This is a genomic window from Paenibacillus tyrphae (assembly GCF_024158745.1).
Classification (GTDB): Bacteria; Bacillota; Bacilli; order Paenibacillales; family NBRC-103111; genus Paenibacillus_G; species Paenibacillus_G tyrfis_A.
Window position 1 is genome coordinate 1 of sequence record NZ_JAMZAW010000015.1, and the last position, 16,702, is coordinate 16,702.

At 54.3% G+C, this 16,702-nt stretch carries 20 protein-coding genes; 6 read left to right on the forward strand and 14 right to left on the reverse strand.

Going from position 1 to position 16,702, the window contains the following annotated elements; translation table 11 throughout:
* Window positions 1-267, reverse strand: a 267-nt coding sequence (locus NI000_RS21745) for a hypothetical protein (RefSeq protein ID WP_253413513.1), incomplete at its 3' end; no start/stop codon positions are given.
* A 1,507-nt stretch (window positions 268-1,774) separates the two neighbouring features.
* On the opposite strand from NI000_RS21745, the gene NI000_RS21755 reads away from it, so the two are divergent.
* Window positions 1,775-2,020 (forward strand): hypothetical protein, encoded by a 246-nt coding sequence (locus NI000_RS21755; RefSeq protein ID WP_010492983.1) that lies wholly within the window; start codon window positions 1,775-1,777, stop codon window positions 2,018-2,020.
* 75 nt (window positions 2,021-2,095) lie between these two features.
* Here the strand turns inward: NI000_RS21755 and rnhA are convergent, their stop codons facing one another.
* From rnhA to NI000_RS21770, 3 genes are all read right to left on the reverse strand, one after another.
* Window positions 2,096-2,764, reverse strand: a complete 669-nt coding sequence (rnhA, locus tag NI000_RS21760) for a ribonuclease H (protein ID WP_253413514.1) — start codon at window positions 2,762-2,764, stop codon at window positions 2,096-2,098.
* A gap of 65 nt (window positions 2,765-2,829) precedes the next feature.
* Complete coding sequence (gene recQ / locus NI000_RS21765; protein WP_253413672.1) at window positions 2,830-4,605, reverse strand: DNA helicase RecQ; 1,776 nt, start codon at window positions 4,603-4,605, stop codon at window positions 2,830-2,832.
* 275 nt (window positions 4,606-4,880) lie between these two features.
* Window positions 4,881-5,720, reverse strand: coding sequence for a glycosyltransferase family 2 protein (locus tag NI000_RS21770; RefSeq protein WP_253413515.1), 840 nt, complete (start codon window positions 5,718-5,720; stop codon window positions 4,881-4,883).
* Between the two features lie 224 nt (window positions 5,721-5,944).
* Here NI000_RS21770 and NI000_RS21775 point away from each other — a divergent pair, with 224 nt between their 5' ends.
* The gene (locus NI000_RS21775) at window positions 5,945-6,733 is read left to right on the forward strand and encodes a hypothetical protein (protein WP_253413516.1); all 789 of its coding nucleotides are present in this window, start codon (window positions 5,945-5,947) and stop codon (window positions 6,731-6,733) included.
* Window positions 6,734-6,931: 198 nt separating this feature from the next.
* Here the strand turns inward: NI000_RS21775 and NI000_RS21780 are convergent, their stop codons facing one another.
* The 6 genes from NI000_RS21780 to NI000_RS21805 all read right to left on the reverse strand — a co-directional run bounded on the left by NI000_RS21780 (window position 6,932) and on the right by NI000_RS21805 (window position 10,524).
* Window positions 6,932-7,606, reverse strand: a complete 675-nt coding sequence (locus tag NI000_RS21780; protein ID WP_253413517.1) for a GNAT family N-acetyltransferase — start codon at window positions 7,604-7,606, stop codon at window positions 6,932-6,934.
* A 92-nt stretch (window positions 7,607-7,698) separates the two neighbouring features.
* Entirely contained in the window at window positions 7,699-7,959 is a 261-nt protein-coding gene (locus NI000_RS21785; RefSeq protein ID WP_253413518.1) for a hypothetical protein, read from the reverse strand.
* A gap of 112 nt (window positions 7,960-8,071) precedes the next feature.
* On the reverse strand, window positions 8,072-8,755 hold the full coding sequence (locus tag NI000_RS21790; RefSeq protein ID WP_253413519.1) for a YidC/Oxa1 family membrane protein insertase: 684 nt from the start codon (window positions 8,753-8,755) through the stop codon (window positions 8,072-8,074).
* A 65-nt stretch (window positions 8,756-8,820) separates the two neighbouring features.
* The gene (locus tag NI000_RS21795) at window positions 8,821-9,084 is read right to left on the reverse strand and encodes a hypothetical protein (RefSeq protein WP_253413520.1); all 264 of its coding nucleotides are present in this window, start codon (window positions 9,082-9,084) and stop codon (window positions 8,821-8,823) included.
* Window positions 9,085-9,150: 66 nt separating this feature from the next.
* Complete coding sequence (locus NI000_RS21800; protein WP_253413521.1) at window positions 9,151-9,636, reverse strand: cytochrome c biogenesis protein CcdC; 486 nt, start codon at window positions 9,634-9,636, stop codon at window positions 9,151-9,153.
* A gap of 147 nt (window positions 9,637-9,783) precedes the next feature.
* Window positions 9,784-10,524, reverse strand: coding sequence for a YheC/YheD family protein (locus tag NI000_RS21805; protein WP_253413522.1), 741 nt, complete (start codon window positions 10,522-10,524; stop codon window positions 9,784-9,786).
* A gap of 180 nt (window positions 10,525-10,704) precedes the next feature.
* Between NI000_RS21805 and NI000_RS21810 the strand changes: the two genes are divergently transcribed.
* Window positions 10,705-11,043, forward strand: coding sequence for a hypothetical protein (locus NI000_RS21810; RefSeq protein ID WP_253413523.1), 339 nt, complete (start codon window positions 10,705-10,707; stop codon window positions 11,041-11,043).
* A 172-nt stretch (window positions 11,044-11,215) separates the two neighbouring features.
* Here the strand turns inward: NI000_RS21810 and NI000_RS21815 are convergent, their stop codons facing one another.
* Window positions 11,216-11,431, reverse strand: a complete 216-nt coding sequence (locus NI000_RS21815; RefSeq protein ID WP_054976612.1) for a hypothetical protein — start codon at window positions 11,429-11,431, stop codon at window positions 11,216-11,218.
* Between the two features lie 241 nt (window positions 11,432-11,672).
* Between NI000_RS21815 and NI000_RS21820 the strand changes: the two genes are divergently transcribed.
* Window positions 11,673-12,164, forward strand: a complete 492-nt coding sequence (locus NI000_RS21820) for a DUF1992 domain-containing protein (protein ID WP_253413524.1) — start codon at window positions 11,673-11,675, stop codon at window positions 12,162-12,164.
* A gap of 102 nt (window positions 12,165-12,266) precedes the next feature.
* Here the strand turns inward: NI000_RS21820 and NI000_RS21825 are convergent, their stop codons facing one another.
* Window positions 12,267-12,884 carry a nitroreductase family protein gene (locus tag NI000_RS21825; RefSeq protein ID WP_253413525.1) on the reverse strand — a complete coding sequence of 206 codons (618 nt, stop codon included), beginning with the start codon at window positions 12,882-12,884 and terminating at the stop codon, window positions 12,267-12,269.
* 274 nt (window positions 12,885-13,158) lie between these two features.
* Here NI000_RS21825 and NI000_RS21830 point away from each other — a divergent pair, with 274 nt between their 5' ends.
* The gene (locus NI000_RS21830) at window positions 13,159-14,166 is read left to right on the forward strand and encodes a diguanylate cyclase domain-containing protein (RefSeq protein WP_253413526.1); all 1,008 of its coding nucleotides are present in this window, start codon (window positions 13,159-13,161) and stop codon (window positions 14,164-14,166) included.
* 125 nt (window positions 14,167-14,291) lie between these two features.
* Here NI000_RS21830 and NI000_RS21835 read toward each other — a convergent pair whose 3' ends face one another.
* Window positions 14,292-15,287: a glycosyltransferase family 2 protein gene (locus tag NI000_RS21835; RefSeq protein WP_253413527.1), complete on the reverse strand. Its 996-nt coding sequence runs from the start codon at window positions 15,285-15,287 to the stop codon at window positions 14,292-14,294.
* An 86-nt stretch (window positions 15,288-15,373) separates the two neighbouring features.
* Entirely contained in the window at window positions 15,374-15,715 is a 342-nt protein-coding gene (locus NI000_RS21840) for a DUF4870 domain-containing protein (protein ID WP_253413528.1), read from the reverse strand.
* Between the two features lie 260 nt (window positions 15,716-15,975).
* Here NI000_RS21840 and NI000_RS21845 point away from each other — a divergent pair, with 260 nt between their 5' ends.
* Window positions 15,976-16,605 carry a response regulator gene (locus NI000_RS21845; protein ID WP_253413673.1) on the forward strand — a complete coding sequence of 210 codons (630 nt, stop codon included), beginning with the start codon at window positions 15,976-15,978 and terminating at the stop codon, window positions 16,603-16,605.
* The last annotated feature ends 97 nt before the right edge of the window (window positions 16,606-16,702 follow it).

The window sequence follows — 16,702 nt, forward strand, 5'->3', positions numbered from 1 at the left end:
CACAATTTTATCATGTTCAACTCTTATAGATACCCAAAAATCTTTTTCACAATTTGGACAACAGACGTATCCATCTCCGAATGCACTTCCGTTGAATGGTCTTTTCTGGTGCGGAGGCTTACTCTTCCCTGTCGCCCATGTTAATGCATCACCCAAGTTATAGGTGTCTAGATTCAACATACCCATTTTAAATTCGGCTTCTGTATTAACAACCGCCCCACATCTGGCACATTCCCCGTTAAATAATAGTAGGTTATACAATCCCAATGTTAAGCTCCTGTTCTCTTTCAGGATAATATCATATTCGAATCAGAACAGGGGATATCCTTCATTTCTTAAAATGAATTGATTCGAAAAGCCATCAAACTATCCTGCTCGTTTAGCTGAAAGGTGTGGTGGGCTCTTAAGACGTCGATCAAAATACAGGTTCTTCTTTCTATTTTGGGAATGTATTAACATTTTAAAAAGATGTCCAGTAGCGCCACAAGTGCGACCATGGCACCCCCCCCTTTTCGGAAGTGCTACGCCGTGGTCGCTCCACCGCTTTTAAGTCCTTGGAACAATTATACCATGATTGATATTTAACTAAAATCTAGAAATGGGAGAGAAGACCTTGACGGTTCTAGCTCTCCTTTTTTCATTCCCCCCTCTTTCAATGTGACCTATATAGTAACAATGGAATTCGCCTTTTTTTCCAAGCGATTCTTGGGACAATCCTCTTTCTTTACGCAAATCGCGAATCTGTGTGCCTAGGTTATGCGACAATAATATTTATAACTATTAATTATCAAAAAGATAATATCCATTAACAGATGTTTAATAAGAATCCAGTTATTTATACTTATTGAATAAGAGGTGTGGTCAACGCCGAAAATTAAGAATTACAAGGGAGTCCGATAAAGATGGTTAGTTGGATAAGAGAGGCCCTGCTCATACGATTCGATGAGTTGTCCGCTCAATCGGAAAAAATCAATGAGGTCACCGTATTGAAAGAACAACTGTATAAATTAGAGAAGGATCTCTTAGCTTTATCAGGAAAAAATAGTTCCGTTCTTTCGCTTATTGACCTAAACACCCGGCTCCTATCCATTCAGAGGGAGTGGCTTTATATGAAGGGTGTCCAAGATGGGATCAAATTACGGATCGTTTTTATTGCAAGGTGAGGAAGTTCAATAGCAATCTAGCATGGCACCTAGTAGAAATTCTAAGAATAAAGAAGAAAAATGACGAATTCACGAGAAACATTAGGATTATCAACAAATAACTAACTATTCTGAATATTTACAATAATTTAATAATAGGCTATCCTAACAGTAAGCAAGATAAATGATTCACCTGATTAAGCCTACGGATATCGCCCTAATTCACACCGAAGTTTGTATCGTTTATATCTTTCAATCCGGATTTGATTTGAAGAATTCGGTAGTGCCGGATTGGAATTGATATAAAAATAAACAAGGGAAAGGGGATAGTCCATTGAAGTAAGGAAGCGAAGCATGCCCCGCCGCGCTTACCTGAAATCTGTACTGTACGCGCACCGAATGAAGGCTATACCGAGGGCATGCGGGAATCCGATAAGACCTGTTACTCGTTCGCGTACCCTAACGACAGCTTGATTGGAGTGTGTTTTTCGAAAATTGAATAAGCAACCTATACCAACATAGGGATTCTGGTTATCACGGATAAGCAGGGTCCCTATTTTCGTGCGTCATACTTCCAGGCCATCCGGGCATACTAACGGGCGAAGCTACGTTTAAGGAGGGTTATGGCAAAGATGGCAAACGACAAAAGCATGCCTCCGGTATCCGGCGAAGAAGTCGAAACGGACGGCATTTATTCGAACGAATGGGGCCGGGAGGAAACGCTCAAGCGCGGCGACGAATTTCCGTACGACGAGGCGATGGGACAGACCGAGTGGGAGCTTGTCAGCCTTCCGCTCGAAAGCCAAGAGGAAGAGATGTATAAGGACACGAAAAATAACACGAAACCGCGGCTGCATATCGACCGAGGCGATAAATGAGCTGAGCGTTGTCGTGCGAAAAGAAGAGCGCTTCCCCTGTCGCGGAGAAGCGCTTTTTGGTGTGGTTTTGATGCATTATTTCCGGCCGTAATCCGCCTTGATCTCGCCCCATGCTTTCGTGTTCCACTTGATGATTTTGTTCTTGTAGGTGTTGCTGCGCAGCCATGCTTCCGCGCGGTCCACGAGCGCCCAAATTTCCTGGGTCGAGGCGTCCCGCACCAAGGTGGAAGCAACCGTTTTGTTGCGCACCCAACTGATCGCCGTCATCGAATCGCTGTAGATCGTCATGTCGCTGCCTTTTCGCTGCAAATAAGCGAGCCCGTGGACAATCGCGAGAAATTCGCCCATGTTGTTTGTGCCTTTGGAAATCGGCTTCTGCTGAAACACGATTTCGCCGGTGCGCGTGTACACGCCTTTGTACTCGACGATGCCGGGATTGCCGCTGCAGCCTACATCGACGGATAAGCTCTCGGGCTCGTACTCGCCCGCAGCCTCCGCGCCTGCGGCCTTGGAGGTCCGTCCGCCGCTTTTGCCCGTACCGCCGGTGCCAGCCCCTGTGCGCGCCGCGGCTCCGAACGCCTTCTTCCAGCCGGCGGCGAACATCGCTTTGGCCTCCGCCTCGCTCTCGTACGACTTGAACTTGGCCTGCGGGAATCCGTTCGTCTGGGCTTGGCATTCGACCCACGATTTATAGATACCGGGCTGACGCCCTTCCCATACGACATAATACTTCGATTTTGCCACAGTGTTCCTCCTTGGTTCGGCGCGCGTTCCCTATGATAGTACCGCCGCGCCGTCCGAAATCGCCGCTACCCTTGACGCTGTTTGAAAAACTCGATAAAAAACGCTCCGTACTTGAAAAATTTCGCTTCCCCGACGCCCTTGATCTTGAGCATGGCCGCCGGATTCGTCGGCTGCACGCCGCACATCTCGCGCAGCGTGCTGTCCGGGAATACGATATACGGCGGAATGCCTTCCCGCTTCGCGATCTCCGTACGCAGCTTCCGCAGCTCGTCGAACAGCTCCGCTTCGACGTCCTGGACGACCGGCGCGGCTGGCTTCAACCGGATGCGCTGCACGACCCGTTCCTTGCCGCTGAGCACATCGGACGCCTTCGACGACAGCCGGAGCACCGGGTATTTGCCTTCCGTGAGCTGCAAATAGCCTTCGGCGACAAGGAGCTGGATGAGGTCGACGATGTCTTTTTCCGTCCGGTTCCGCATTAACCCGTAGGTGCTGAGGCTGTCAAAGCCGAAATCCAGCACCTTCTTGTTGCGCGAGCCCTTGAGCACCGAAGTGACCAGCGTCATGCCGAACCGCTCCCGCATACGCTTGACACAGGAGAAGATCTGCTGTGCTTCGAGCGTAATATCCGTCAGCTCCATATCCGGGCTGACGCAGTTGCTGCACTGTCCGCAGTCTTCTTCCGCTTCCCCGCCGAAATAGCGGACGATGTACCGCTGCAAGCACTGCGGGGTGTGGCAGTAGTCGGCCATCTGCTGCAGCCGCCGGTATTCCTGCGCCTGCCGCTCCGGGTCCGAGACGGACTGCTCGATCAGAAACTTCTGAATATGAATGTCCTGCGGGCTGAACAGCAGCATGCAGTCGCTCGGCTCGCCGTCACGTCCCGCCCGGCCGGCTTCCTGGTAATAGGCTTCCATATTTTTCGGCATATTAAAATGGACGACGTACCGCACGTTCGACTTGTCGATGCCCATCCCGAACGCGTTGCTCGCCACCATGACGCGCACCTCGTCGTACAGAAAACGCTCTTGAGCGTCCGCACGTTCCTTATCCGTCAGACCGGCGTGGTATTTGCCTGCGGCCACGCCATGGCGCAGCAAATATTCGCACAGCTGGTCAACTTCCTTGCGCGTCGCCGCGTAGACGATGCCCGCTTCCCCGGCATGCTCGCGGATGTAGCCCATCAGCACATCGCGCTTGTTTTCGCCCTTGATGACCGAAAACGACAGGTTCTCCCGCGCAAAGCCGGTCACGAACACCTGCGGCTCGCTCAGCTTCAAGTGCTTCACGATATCCTCTCGCACCTGGTCCGTCGCTGTCGCCGTAAAAGCGGCCAGCAGCGGCCGATCCGGCAGATGCGAGACCAGTTCGTTGATCCGCATGTAGCTCGGGCGGAAGTCGTGTCCCCATTGGGACACGCAGTGCGCCTCGTCCACAGCCACCATCGGCACGACGAGTCCGGCGAGCAGGTCCAGAAAGCGCTCCGATTCGAGCCGCTCCGGCGCGACATAGAGCAGCTTGTATTCGCCGCGCTCGGCCTTGCGGATACGCATCTCCACCTGCGCATAGGATAACGAGCTGTTGATATAGGCCGCGGGCACACCGATGCTGTCGAGCCCGTCGACCTGATCCTTCATCAGTGAAATCAGTGGCGAAACGACAATCGTCGTCCCGCTCATCATCAGCGCCGGAACCTGGTAGCAGATCGATTTGCCTCCGCCTGTCGGCATAATGCCAAGCGTATCCCGTCCATTGAGCAGGCTTTCGATCACCCGCTTCTGCCCATCGCGAAAATCCGGGTATCCGTAATATTTACGCAGCAGTTCCTGCGCTTCCGCCATCGTCCCGATCGGTTGCCCCGGCTGCCGCTTAACCGCCTGCGGCCGGCGGACCGGCGCTTCGAACAGATCCGTCTGTACGGGCCGCCGGTTGCGGAACTCCATGTTTCCTGCCGCCGGCCTTCCGGTTTGGCGGTCATCTCCTCCGGCACCCCAGCCTGCCTCCCGCGGGTCCCGGTAATTGAAATCGGCCGGCGGCTCGTACCAGCTATCGTCTGCCGACGGCCCTGGGTCTGCAGGTCCGGGGTCCATCGGATCGTACCAATCATCTTGTCGTTTCATGCTTCCTTACTTACTCCTCCCGCTTGTTTCGCCCGCCGCGATATGATCGGCTCCCCGTTCCAGAGCAGCTCCGTCTCCGCACGGCGCGCTTTGACCTCCGGCTCCTCGAGCAGGAGGAAAAAGTTTTTGGTCGGCAGCTCCCCAAGCCCATGCTTCGCCGACAGCCTGTCCAGGTACGGAGACATGTCCTCCAAATTGCCGGACATATTGTTCCCGCTGTCCGCAAACGCATAGAGCGCGCTGGCCGCCGGGACGCGTTTGACCCGGAACTGCTCGGCCACCCGCAGGTAAAAATCCCAGTCCCAGTAATGATACATCTCCGTATCGAACGGACCGATTCGCTCATGCAGCTCCGGACGGTACAGGCAACCCGACGAGAAGAACGTCGAGAACCTCCGCATCGCTGCAAAGTCGTGCTCGTAGGCGAATAGAAATCGCTTCGTCGCCCGGCGCACCCCGTTGTCCACGGTATAATCAAAAATTTCCACATCCGAATAGACCAGATCGCTGTCTTCGATTTCGCGCAGCATCCGTTCCACATGCGACGGCAGCAGCAAATCGTCGTCGTCGCACAACATGATATAATCGCCCCGAGCCAGCTCCAGCCCGCGATTGCGCGCATGCACGTGCTTGAGATTGCTTTCCATATTGACCACGGTCAGATCCAGCTCGGGATATAGCTCCTTAAGCTCGTCGACCGGTTCTCCGTTATCGTTGACCACAATAATCTGCAAATGACGGTACGTCTGCCGCCACAACGATTCGATCAGCTCGGCCAAAACATCCAGCCGATTATAGGTTGGAATAATGACGGATATCAGCGGCTGCCGATTCATTCCCCTTCCCCTCGCTCTCGTTTCTTCTACTGAACACTATACCGAAAAATCGGCGAAAGGGAAACTAGCCGAAAGGAAGAGTCCGCCCGGAGAAGCATGGAAAAATATTTTTCCGCCTGCTGGCCTATGGTACAATGGAAGAAAGCCATGAAACGATCGGTAAAAACTCCATCGACGAGACTGCCGAGACGGCTAAGACCGGATGAACGAAGGAGGATTCTGTCATGCCGCCAAGAAAACAAGAGCCGCCCGTCCGTTCGGACGCAGCGGAGAAGACCGACATGAACGGAAAGCTTTTGGAGGGAGCCGAAGCAGTCTCCGCCGAAACAAACACAGCCGAACGGCAGCAACCGGGCACCCGGAGGAAACGGGGCGCCAAGACAACGACGGACGCACAGCCGACGGAGACGAGCAGCGCGAACGCCGACGTGGCAGCGAAGCCGCGAGCTTCCAAGCGCAAAGGCGCTTCGAGCGCGCCAACCCAGACCAGCGGCGCAGACGGCGACGCACCGACGAAGCCACGCGCTTCCAGGCGCAAAAGCGATGCGAACACGCCAGCCGAGACGAACGGCGCGGGGGCCGACGTGGCAGCGAAGCCGCGAGCTTCTAGCCGCAAGGGCGCTGCGGGCGTTCAACCGGCAGAGCCGCAGCCTCAAGAAGCTCCCGAAGCCGCCCCGCTAGCGGAAGAGGCTACGCTAGCGGTTCCCGCAGCAGCAGAGCCGGCTGGCGAATCTGCCTTGTCCGCCGCCACGGCCGAGGTGAAGACAGCCGCGACCGAGACGACAGAGGATGCGGCTCCGGTGCTGCAGCTGCTGGAAACCCGCCTCAAGAAGAAGGAGCGCAGCGAAACCCATGACAAGGACCGGGTGTTTATCCGTAAAGATTTGAAGCTGCGTCTGGATGCCCTCGCCGAAAATCGCAGCAAAGGCTTCAAAACGCTGCTTCTGAACTACGGCTTGGAGAAGGCGCTGGACGAGTTGGAGCAAGCCGAAGCCGCGCGGCAGGAAAACTGACCGGCTCCCTTCACCCGTGTAATAGAGTTTGTCGAATCTAAGCATCTCTACCTGTAAAACGAAGCGAATTCAATCCGAGCTCCGGGACGAATTCGCTTCGTTGTTTTTATTGAAAAAAAACTCGTATAGCACAAATAAAAAACAGCCTGCACGGAAAGCAGCTTTCGCTTTTCCATGCAAGCCGTGCACAGGCTAGCTTCAAATGGGCAGCAAAGCGACGTTCTCGCGCTGCTTGAGGTTCTCGACCATCCGATACCATGAGTCCGGTTTTTGCGGGAGCACCGCATAATAACGCTCCAGAAAGCTCCAGACCAACGAGGCCGGAACCGAGGCTTGCTCCTCGTCCGCGATCGGCATGAAGCAAAGATCGAGCCCGTGTACCGCTTCGCCGTCATTGTGCCAGGACGGATGCACATAGTCCGTATCCAGCTTCCGGTAGCCGAGATGCGCCAACACCTCGCGGCGGACGAACGAATTCATCGCATTCACGCCTCCGAACTCCAGCTTGCCCGTGAGCTGAGGGTTGTAGATTTCGGCGAACATGCCAAGGAATACTCCTCCGCATGCCGCTACGACTGAACGCAGATCGGCCATTCGGCGACGCGCCAGAAACGGTCCGATGCCAAGGCCGTCCCGTCCGATAATCGTAAAATCGGTCATCGCAACTTGTAAATCTTCATAATAACGGTACTCCGTCGCGCCGACGACTTCGCCATCCTGGACAGCGACGAACACCCGGATGCCCGGATTTTGAAGCGGCTCCGCCCACAGCTCATATTCCAGTACTTCCTCCGGCGGAAACACGCGCTGCATCAGCTCGTGCATTTGGCGAAAATACGGGTCGCCGATATCGGTTATTCGATGGTACTGCACAGGCTTCACCCTCCCCTGATAGCTTGCTGCTGCTTGTAACAAGCGTCTAAGCTTTCATTATATAGAGATACGGAAGGTTCTACAACACACCGTCACTTTTGTTTGCGCCGCCCCCACGGCTTCCAAACCGACAGCACGACCATCGCGGCAAGAGATAGAACTTGCAGCACGATGCCGCCCCATAGCTGTACGTTGTTGACGACGAAATCCGGCTGCTGCCATACGTCCATACCGCTTGCCGGAATCAGCGTTACCGCCCGCAGCGACGATGTCGACAGCAGATGCATCACGGTATAGCAGGCGCTCAGCACTCCCGAATCGCCGGTGGTTGCGGATACGACGCCCAGAATCACAAATACGACCGAATTGCCGAGCCAGATGGCTGAAAATAGGATGTGCGCCGTTTATTAAAATCAAATTAAAAAAAACGGAGGCCACAAGGCACTCCGTTTCTATCTATGCATATCAGGTTGCGGCAGCTTCCGGCAATCCGCGCCGCAGCAGCCGTTTGCCGACGCTCGTCCGGTAAAACAACCGCTCCAGCAGGCTGAAGACGCTGCCCGCCAGCCAATACAGCCCCAGCGCCACCGGCGCCCGCCACGTAATGACGAGCGGGAGCAGCAGGAGGATCATCCCGAACAGCAGCCGCTTGCTTCCGCTCATCGAGACGGCAGCGGAGTCGGCCAGCGGGATCATGCCTACCGCGAACGACAGCAGCCCCGTGGCGATCGGGATCAAATGGAACGGATCAACCTCGGCCAAATGTGCGACCCAAGGGATCAAAATCGACGTCATCGTACTGCCATGCGTAAAGAACAGGCCGTACATTGCCATAAGCACCGGCATTTGAATGATGGCCGACAGCGGCGAGCTTAAAGGATTGATCCCGTATTTGCCGTAAATTTTGGTTGTTTCTTGAACCAGCTTGGCCGGGTCGTTCCCGCACGTTTCCCGCAGCTTGCTAAGCTCGGGGAAAGCGGCGGCAGAACGGACCTGCTGCCGGGCGGCCAGCAGATTGAAGCGGTACAGCGCGCCCTTCACCAGCAGCGTGAGCACGATGACCGCAGCCCCCCAGTCGCGGGTCCAGTCGAACGTCCAGGACAGCACATAAGCCAACAGATCAATAATAGGTTGAAACCATGTATACATAGAGCGCTCCTTCCGTTGCGATTGAGCCTCGATCGTCTCTCAATCGTCAACCGTGAAATTTTCGGTCAACCGACCATCTCATTCCAACGGAAAGGAGCGCTTGCTTCTTCGGATAACGCCGAGGACCGCGGCGGGCATTTTCGGCGAACGAAGACGGTACGCGGACTTTTTCTGGCCCGGTCATGACGTTTGAGCGGAAGCTTGGCAAGCTCGACGGCCGGCTCGAATGCGAAGGTCAACTGCTTCCCCGACCATCCGAACCATGGCACGACGAACAGCGAAGCCAGCCCGAGCGCCAGCAGCAGCGCCAGATCGAAAGACCACTCCATATCCGTTCACCTCCTTTGTCGCGTTTTCGCTTACTTAACGTTTTACGGGATTGACCGCAATTCGTTTCACTGCGGCGATAAGGCACTTCCTCGCTGCGCCAAAACCTTGCGGTATTTCACGAAGCTGACGATACGCCAAGGCACGATATAGGCGACCGCGATCAAGTAGAACAGCATCCCCAGCTCGGCCGGATCAAGTCCGGACAAGTAGCTGCGCAGCGCCAGCCGGATGACGATGAGTCCTATCAGGGCGAAAATAAACGCTTTGCTCTTTTTCGGATAAATCTGCCCGTCTTCGCGAAACTCGTAATTCGTTGTCATAATCATCGGAACGGATAAAATAAGACCGAACAGCAGGGACAGCGTTACCTCTTTCACGGTCAAATGAAGCTGCGGGTTGAGCAGACCGAGTATGCCGAAGCCCAAAAAAAGCAGCGGCAGCAGCAGCCGGTATCCGTTGCCTTTCACCGGCTTGGCCGCCGCACGCATTCTCCGCCAGAGTACAAGCGCTACGATGACAATCATAAAAATCACGGGAGAAATTGATTCCATACGGTACCATCCTTATAGTTTTGATATAAACTATTTTACACATAAATTATATAGTCAATCAAACAAATACAGCTTGTCCTTCTAAGCAAAATAACGGAAAAACGACAAAAAACCCTTGCCTGGCAAGCGGCAGGGGCTGAATCGGCTTTAAGTCCTCTTCTGCATCCGGGCGTAGGACAAAATGCGTCTATACATCTTTTTGTTCTTAAGGGCGTTAAAAATCGATTTGTCCGGCTTCGTGTTGACTTCGAGAATCCAGGGCTTCAGCTTGCCATCGATCGCGACATCGACGCCGAAAGCGGGAAAATGCGGATACTTTGCGCTCATATACTCGCTGATGCCTTGGCCCAGATTTTTCAGCTCTTGAACGAATCCGGCCTTGCGTTTCCCGCGAATATGAGGAGCAAGCAGCTTGTCTGCGGGCATCGGGGTTCCCCCGCTATGATAGTTCGTGACGATCTTTTTCGGTCTGGCCAGTCGGCCGACCATCCCCGTCACGTCCCAGCCCCGCTGCCGGTTGCGTTGGACCATGATTCTCAGATCGAACGGGCGTTTCTTGTAATGCAGCAGCGGGATTGCTTTTTGCACGAGATAGCCTCGCCGGGCCGTCTGTCTGGAAACTGCGGAGTACAAGCTGCCGAACGAACGAAACGTCCGGGTAGCATAGCCGCTCTTCAGCGTGTAACGCCCGCCGCCTGAACGGATGACTTTCATGATCCCGTGGCCGCCCGTGCCGTTGTTCGGCTTCAGGTAAACCGCCCCCCATCGCTTCAGCATGGAGCTGACCGCAGCCCGGCTCGCCCATTGCGTCTGCGGAAGGTACGGCTTCCAACGTGTGCCGGTTTTCAAATAACGGTATTTCCCCCACTTCGTGTTGGCATAAACCAATCGATCACCTCCCGTCTAAACCATGGTATTGTATGTACGCTTTGCGGCTTTGGGAACAGGCATATGCAACACGTCAACGGGTCGTGAGTGAATATTTTCAAAAAAACGTTGCATTCCTTATAATTCCGAGTATAATACTAGGTAAATAAGTTGATTTTACCATGCTAGGGGATGACGAACATGATTTCTTCTGCCATGAAAGCTGCAGCCGCTCTCTGGGTCGACGACTACCTGGATTTGTACAATTACGCCGGACGGATCGGAGATACGGCCTGGCAGCAAGAGATTACGGACATCCTGAAGCAAAAAGACGCGTATGTATCGGAGGCTGTGCGTACAAGAAAGCTTGAGGAGCTGTGGACGACCTTCGATTCGATCAACCGCAAAATGCTGGAGCTTTACCGGGAACTGCGGGAAACGAACGACTCGTGGGTTACGGAACGGCTTAGAGAGCAAGTGAGGGAATTGAAAACGGAACGCATTACGGTCTCGAGAAAAATCAAGGCGGAACAAGCTTAGAGGTTGTTTCATGCGCGGGAGCGTAAATATGGCATACGGGGGACCGTTCTGCCAGTGGCTTGGTGCGAACACGGCTTGCAGACAACTGCTCAGCCGGCGGTTATCTTGATGCATGCAGCAAACTGCTCTGCAGAGGGCTGAATCCATTTTGGCGAATGGATCAGGCCGGGCATTACATGGACGCTTGTTTCATCTCGCGCATCATGTTCATCATCATCGTCATCGTTTCGTCGCATTCTTGCATTTTGGACATCATCATGTCCATATCCATGGCATCCATCATCTTCATTTCCATCATCATGTTCATCATGGATTTCATGGAGTTCATTTTGCACATCATGTCATCCATACACATCGTCATCATCATGTTCATGCACATTTTTTCCACTCGGCTCACCTCCTCTATGAATCTGCTATTTAACTCCATACCCAAAATACTATAAATTCCCAGATACTTCAAGTCTTTTTTTGTTTTTCCGGTTGAAAACGGATTGTATTTGTGATAAAATTTTTCGTTTTTTCCATTAAGTTGATCGGAATGAGAGGCAAGCTTGGATAAGCGCCCTTCTTGACCCCGGCCCACGCTTCCGCTACTCTGAAAGAAAGTGATATGCGGGAGGAGAATGACCATGTCCGAACGGCCGCCCAAGCGGGATCAGACGTACGGTGTCGGAAAAGAGCCGACAGACCGCCCTATCATTCCTTTGCCGAAAGAAACGCTTGAAGACCAAGATGCCATGCTCGCAGCGCAGAAAGAACGGCAGAGCTGGATCGACGAAGCTTACGAGGATTTTGTCAAAAACGGCGGCCTGGAACATTTGCCCGGCTTCGGTAAGCCGCTGACGGTGCCGACCGGAGACGCGTGGTCGTCCTTGCTCAAGCAAGCCAAGGTTGAGCATCCCTGGGTCATGCTGCGGAAGGAAATCGGCTCGCTGATGGAGAAAACGATCAGTCGGATAGTCAAAAGCTCCGTCGATCCGGAAATCGATGCGCTGATCGAGGATGCAAACAAGCAGATCGCGGAGTTGAACCGCCAAGCCCCGAGCCTGTCCCTGCACCGCAGCCGCTTGTCCCGCGACAACCTGCATGAACAGTATGACCGCTGGTATGCGGATAAGTGACTTCGCCGATGCATAATCATAACATGAAAAACCCCCGAAGCCTTTACTCCCTGTCGAGGGAGCGCTGCCGGGGGTATTTTTGTCGATATCGGCTTTTCCGAATTAGAACGACTCGTTAACGACCACGTCGCTGAGCGGCAGACGTTCTGTCGCGCGTGCCGGGCTAGCCGCTTTACCGATCGGGAGAAGCATAACCGGAATATAGCGTTCCGGAATGTTGAACTCTTGGATCAAAGCAGCCGGATTGTACCCGCCCATCGGAACCGTGTCGTAGCCTTTCGCACGCGCAGCCAGCATAAGCTGCATAGCGGCCAGCGAGGCGTTGCGTATCGCTTCGTCGCGGCCTACCGCCGGATTGTTTGCATAGGCGCCGTTAATTTGGCCGAGCATCGTGTCGCGGACTTCCGGCGTCGCCTTTTCAAAGACGATCGGGGCGGTCAAGTTCGCTTGCAGGTCGCCGAGCACGATGACAACCGCGGATGCGTCGGATACTTGCTGTTGGCCAAACGCGATCGGAAGCAGACGGTCTTTGTTCGCTTGCTCTCGGATGACCAGAAAACGCCAGTGCTGCAAGTTCCAAGACGACGGCGCGCTTGTGGCCAGCTCCAGAATTTCATTCAGCTCCGCATCCGGGATAACGACGTCCAGTTGATATTGACGGACGGAATGACGGGACAGAATAACTTGCTCTGCGGTTTGTTGTTGTTCAACTTGGCTCATAATTTCCACTCCTTTATTGTATAACTCTATTTAGTATAATAACGCAATTAACTTACTTTTGTAAAGTACCATACAAAAAATTACGAATATAAATTTACACGGCAACGCATATAGTTTTTACCTTGAATCCGGTAAATACAGCGTAAAGGCGCTTCCTTTTCCTTCCTCGCTTCGCAGCGAGAGGAAGCCGGCAGAGAGCGTTGTATAGATTTTGTTCAGATTTATTTGTTAGAATAGGACGGATAAACAATTCAAAAAAAGGAGTTGTTGCATCGTGTTCCATCTGTCGCACGTCCTTGGACGAATCAGAAACCGCTGGTTCGCAGTGGCTTCGTTCGTCACGGGGAGCGTGTGGTCCGCGCATTTGGCCGTGCTGGTATTCCACTGGGACGACAACGTGCGTTATGATACGACTTTAACCCTCATTTCTTTACTTGCTGGCATCATGACGACGTTCCTTATCTTTCATCTGGCTCTGTTCGGAAACAAAAGCCGCCTTCGACTGGCGGGCGGCGGCTTGCTCACGATGATCGGAATGGCAACGATGTATATAACGGGCAGCGAAGCCGCCATCGCTCCGGATGACGATAGAGCTTATATCGTCCACTCCGTCCTGCGCCCGGTAGATTTGTTTTTGCTGTTCGGCGTTCTGGCCGCGATGTGTCTTGTGTATATCGTCGCTTGGCGGGCCATGCGCCTCCAGAAGCAAGCGCTCGAGAAGTTGGCGTATACCGATCCTCTGACCGGTTTGCTCAACCGGAACGCTTGGGACCGCTACGCCGAGAAAAATACCGTAAACCGGAACGCGGCGTTCTTGTTTTTGGACCTGGACGAGTTCAAATCCGTCAACGATACGCTCGGACACGACATCGGAGATCTGTTGATATGGGAAGTGGGGCAGCGTTTAAAAGCGTTCCAGAACAAGCATCGGCAAATTTTCCGGCTCGGCGGGGACGAATTTCTGCTGGTCGCCCTCCAGTGCAGCGAAGCGTCCGCCAAAAAAACGGCTTGCGAAATGCTCGAAGCGATCAAGGCCCCTTACCGCTTGGCAGGAAAGGTGGCCCACGTCTCCGGAAGCATCGGCATCTGCCTCGGCTCCGTTCCCGGGTCCAGCTGTACCACCATGCTGAAAAATGCGGATGCCGCCATGTACCGAGCCAAATTATCGGGAAGAAACCAGTTCTTCACGTCTCGCGAAGGAATGAGCGCATTTTTTTTGAGCCCGCTGCGCGGTACGGGCAAAGGCTTGCCCAAGAGCCTCACTAAAGGCAGAGGAGCCTGACTGCTTAAAAATCAAAAATTCGAAGACAGCAAAGAGCGCCACCGGGGAGGAAAACGTAGAAAATCCGCCTGCCCCGGCGGCGTTTTTAGATTGGACGCGCAATGCAGTAAACGCCCAACGGCGAATTATAAATGCATAACACCAGGATACAGTCGCTCCTCCGCCGCCCGCTTCTTTTGCTCGAAAACCGGCGCGAACCGCCCCATATATTCCGGGACCTGCAGGCCCCGTCCGCTCTTCTGCGCCCAGCGGCGGTACGCCTTCAGCGCCTCTTCCCAATCCTCCAACGCCCATAAAATTTCAAATTGCACTGCGTACGAATCGGGATAATCGGGAATTTCGTTGGCGGCCAACCTTGCGGCATCCAGCGCCAGCCCCTGCTCATGGGCATCCAGCAGCGCCATCATCAAATAGTAATATGCGTGCGCCCTTGCGTAATAGTGCCTGTGCGGGATTCGGCGAAGCGCGCGGGCCGCGTAGAAGGAAGCCAGCGTCGGCTCGCCGGTATGGTAATACGCGTTGGCCAAATGGCTGCAGACCAAGCCGTCGTCCGGCTTTCGTTGCAGCTCCTGCAGCAGCAGTGGAATGTTGCGGCGCGACTTCCGCTCCATTTCGCTCCGCGTACAGCCGTAATGCAGTAGCCGGCAGCCGTAAAACAGCTTGCCCGACGCGCGACGCGGGCCGCTGATCACGCGAAGCCGCTCGTGGACGGCGCCCGTATAGGTATAGCATCCCTTGCGAAACAAGCGCTCCACATGGTTGACGAGCACCGTCTGTCCGTTCCGGCCGTCCAAATGGCGGCATAGCAACGAGAGCAGGCCGGTGTTGTCTGCTTCGCGGACAAGCAGGCTTTTGAATTCCCGGACCGGCATGTCCCATACGAGCTCTTCGTCCGCATCGATGAACCAGACCCATTCGCCGGACGCCAGCGTGATCGCGTAATTGCGCGCCTCCGCAAAGCTGCCGGTCCACGAAAAGCGGTGAACCTTGGCGCCCATGGCCGCCGCCGTCTCCGCGCTGCCGTCCGTCGAGCCCGTATCGACAACGACGATCTCGTCGGCCCATGGGTGGACGCTGCGGATCGCGGCAGGGAGCGAAGCTCTCGCGTCTTTTACAATCAAGCATGCCGAAATGGAAGGAATTGTTTTCACGGGGAATCACCTCAAGGGATTGCGGTATAGCTAAGCGATAAGCTCTTCGCTGTCAGTTACGACGGCGCCTTGATTAATTCGAGGCCGCCGATGAGCGGCATCGGTTTACGCTCGCCACGGGCGGCACTCACCATTCCCAGAATGGCCAGAACGAAGACGGCCAGATTCGCTACCGGCAGCAGCAGCCAGCCGATGACGGGAATGAGCCCGAGCACGACGTTCGCAACGAGGCCCGTGAGCAGCAGAATCAGCCCCTGATTGGCATGGTACATCGCGTAGCGGGAATCTTTGGCCACAAGCAGCGGCAGGAAAAACAAAATATAGGCCAGGACGGCAACCGTCTTATTCCGGCTGATGTCATCCTGTTCGGCAACGGACAATTCTGTGTTGTGCTGCAACTGGAACACCTCTCCTCTTTGCGGATCGAAAATCTTTTGCCGATCTCATCATAAAATCCGGTGCGTCATGTGACCAGTTACCGGCCTCACGTATTCCGTCATTTCTTAGCTATTCGCGGCCTCCCGGACGGAAAGCAATGGGAAACTTGTTCACTTCCGTCATTTAATTCCTGTATAAATTCCACTATAATAGGGGGGAATGGGGTGAGGACGTGGGAGCAAGCTCGATTACAATCATCATCGCCGACGATCAGACCTTGATGCGGGACGGGTTGCATACGATCCTGTCGCTGGAAGAGGACATGGAGGTCGTCGGGGTCGCGGAGAACGGGGTCCAGGCGCTGGAGCTGACGGAACGGCTGAAGCCGGACCTGGTGCTGATGGATATTCAAATGCCCGTCATGAACGGCATCGAATGTACGAAGCAGATGAAGAAGCGGTTTCCGGATACGGCTATTTTGATTTTGACGACCTTCGCGGAGGACGATTACATTGTAGAAGCGCTCGCGGGCGGCGCTTCCGGTTTCCTGCTGAAAGATATGCCCGGGGACAAGCTGATCCATTCGATCCGCGACTGCATGCGGGGACAGCTCATGATGCCTGCCGTCATCGCCTCCAAGCTGGCTGCGCGGCTGGCCGCAGGCTCGCCCCCGGCTCAGGCGGAATTTGACGCAAAGCGCCTTAGAGCGGAAGGGATCAGCTTCACGGAGCGGGAGAAGCATATTATCGCGCTGATGATGGAAGGCAAGAACAACCGTCAAATTGCCGGATTGCTATTTATGAGCGAAGGTACGGTCAAAAATTACGTCAGCGTCATCTATAACAAGATCGGAACGAACGACCGGACAAAGGCGATTCTCGTACTGAAGGAATGGCTGCAGAACGGTTGAATCGGACCGGCTGCTGCGCTTGGTGGAATGGCCGGAGTTGAAGGCGGCGGGAGGAAGCTTTGGCATCGCTCCCCCGCCTTTTTGACATGGAATGGTG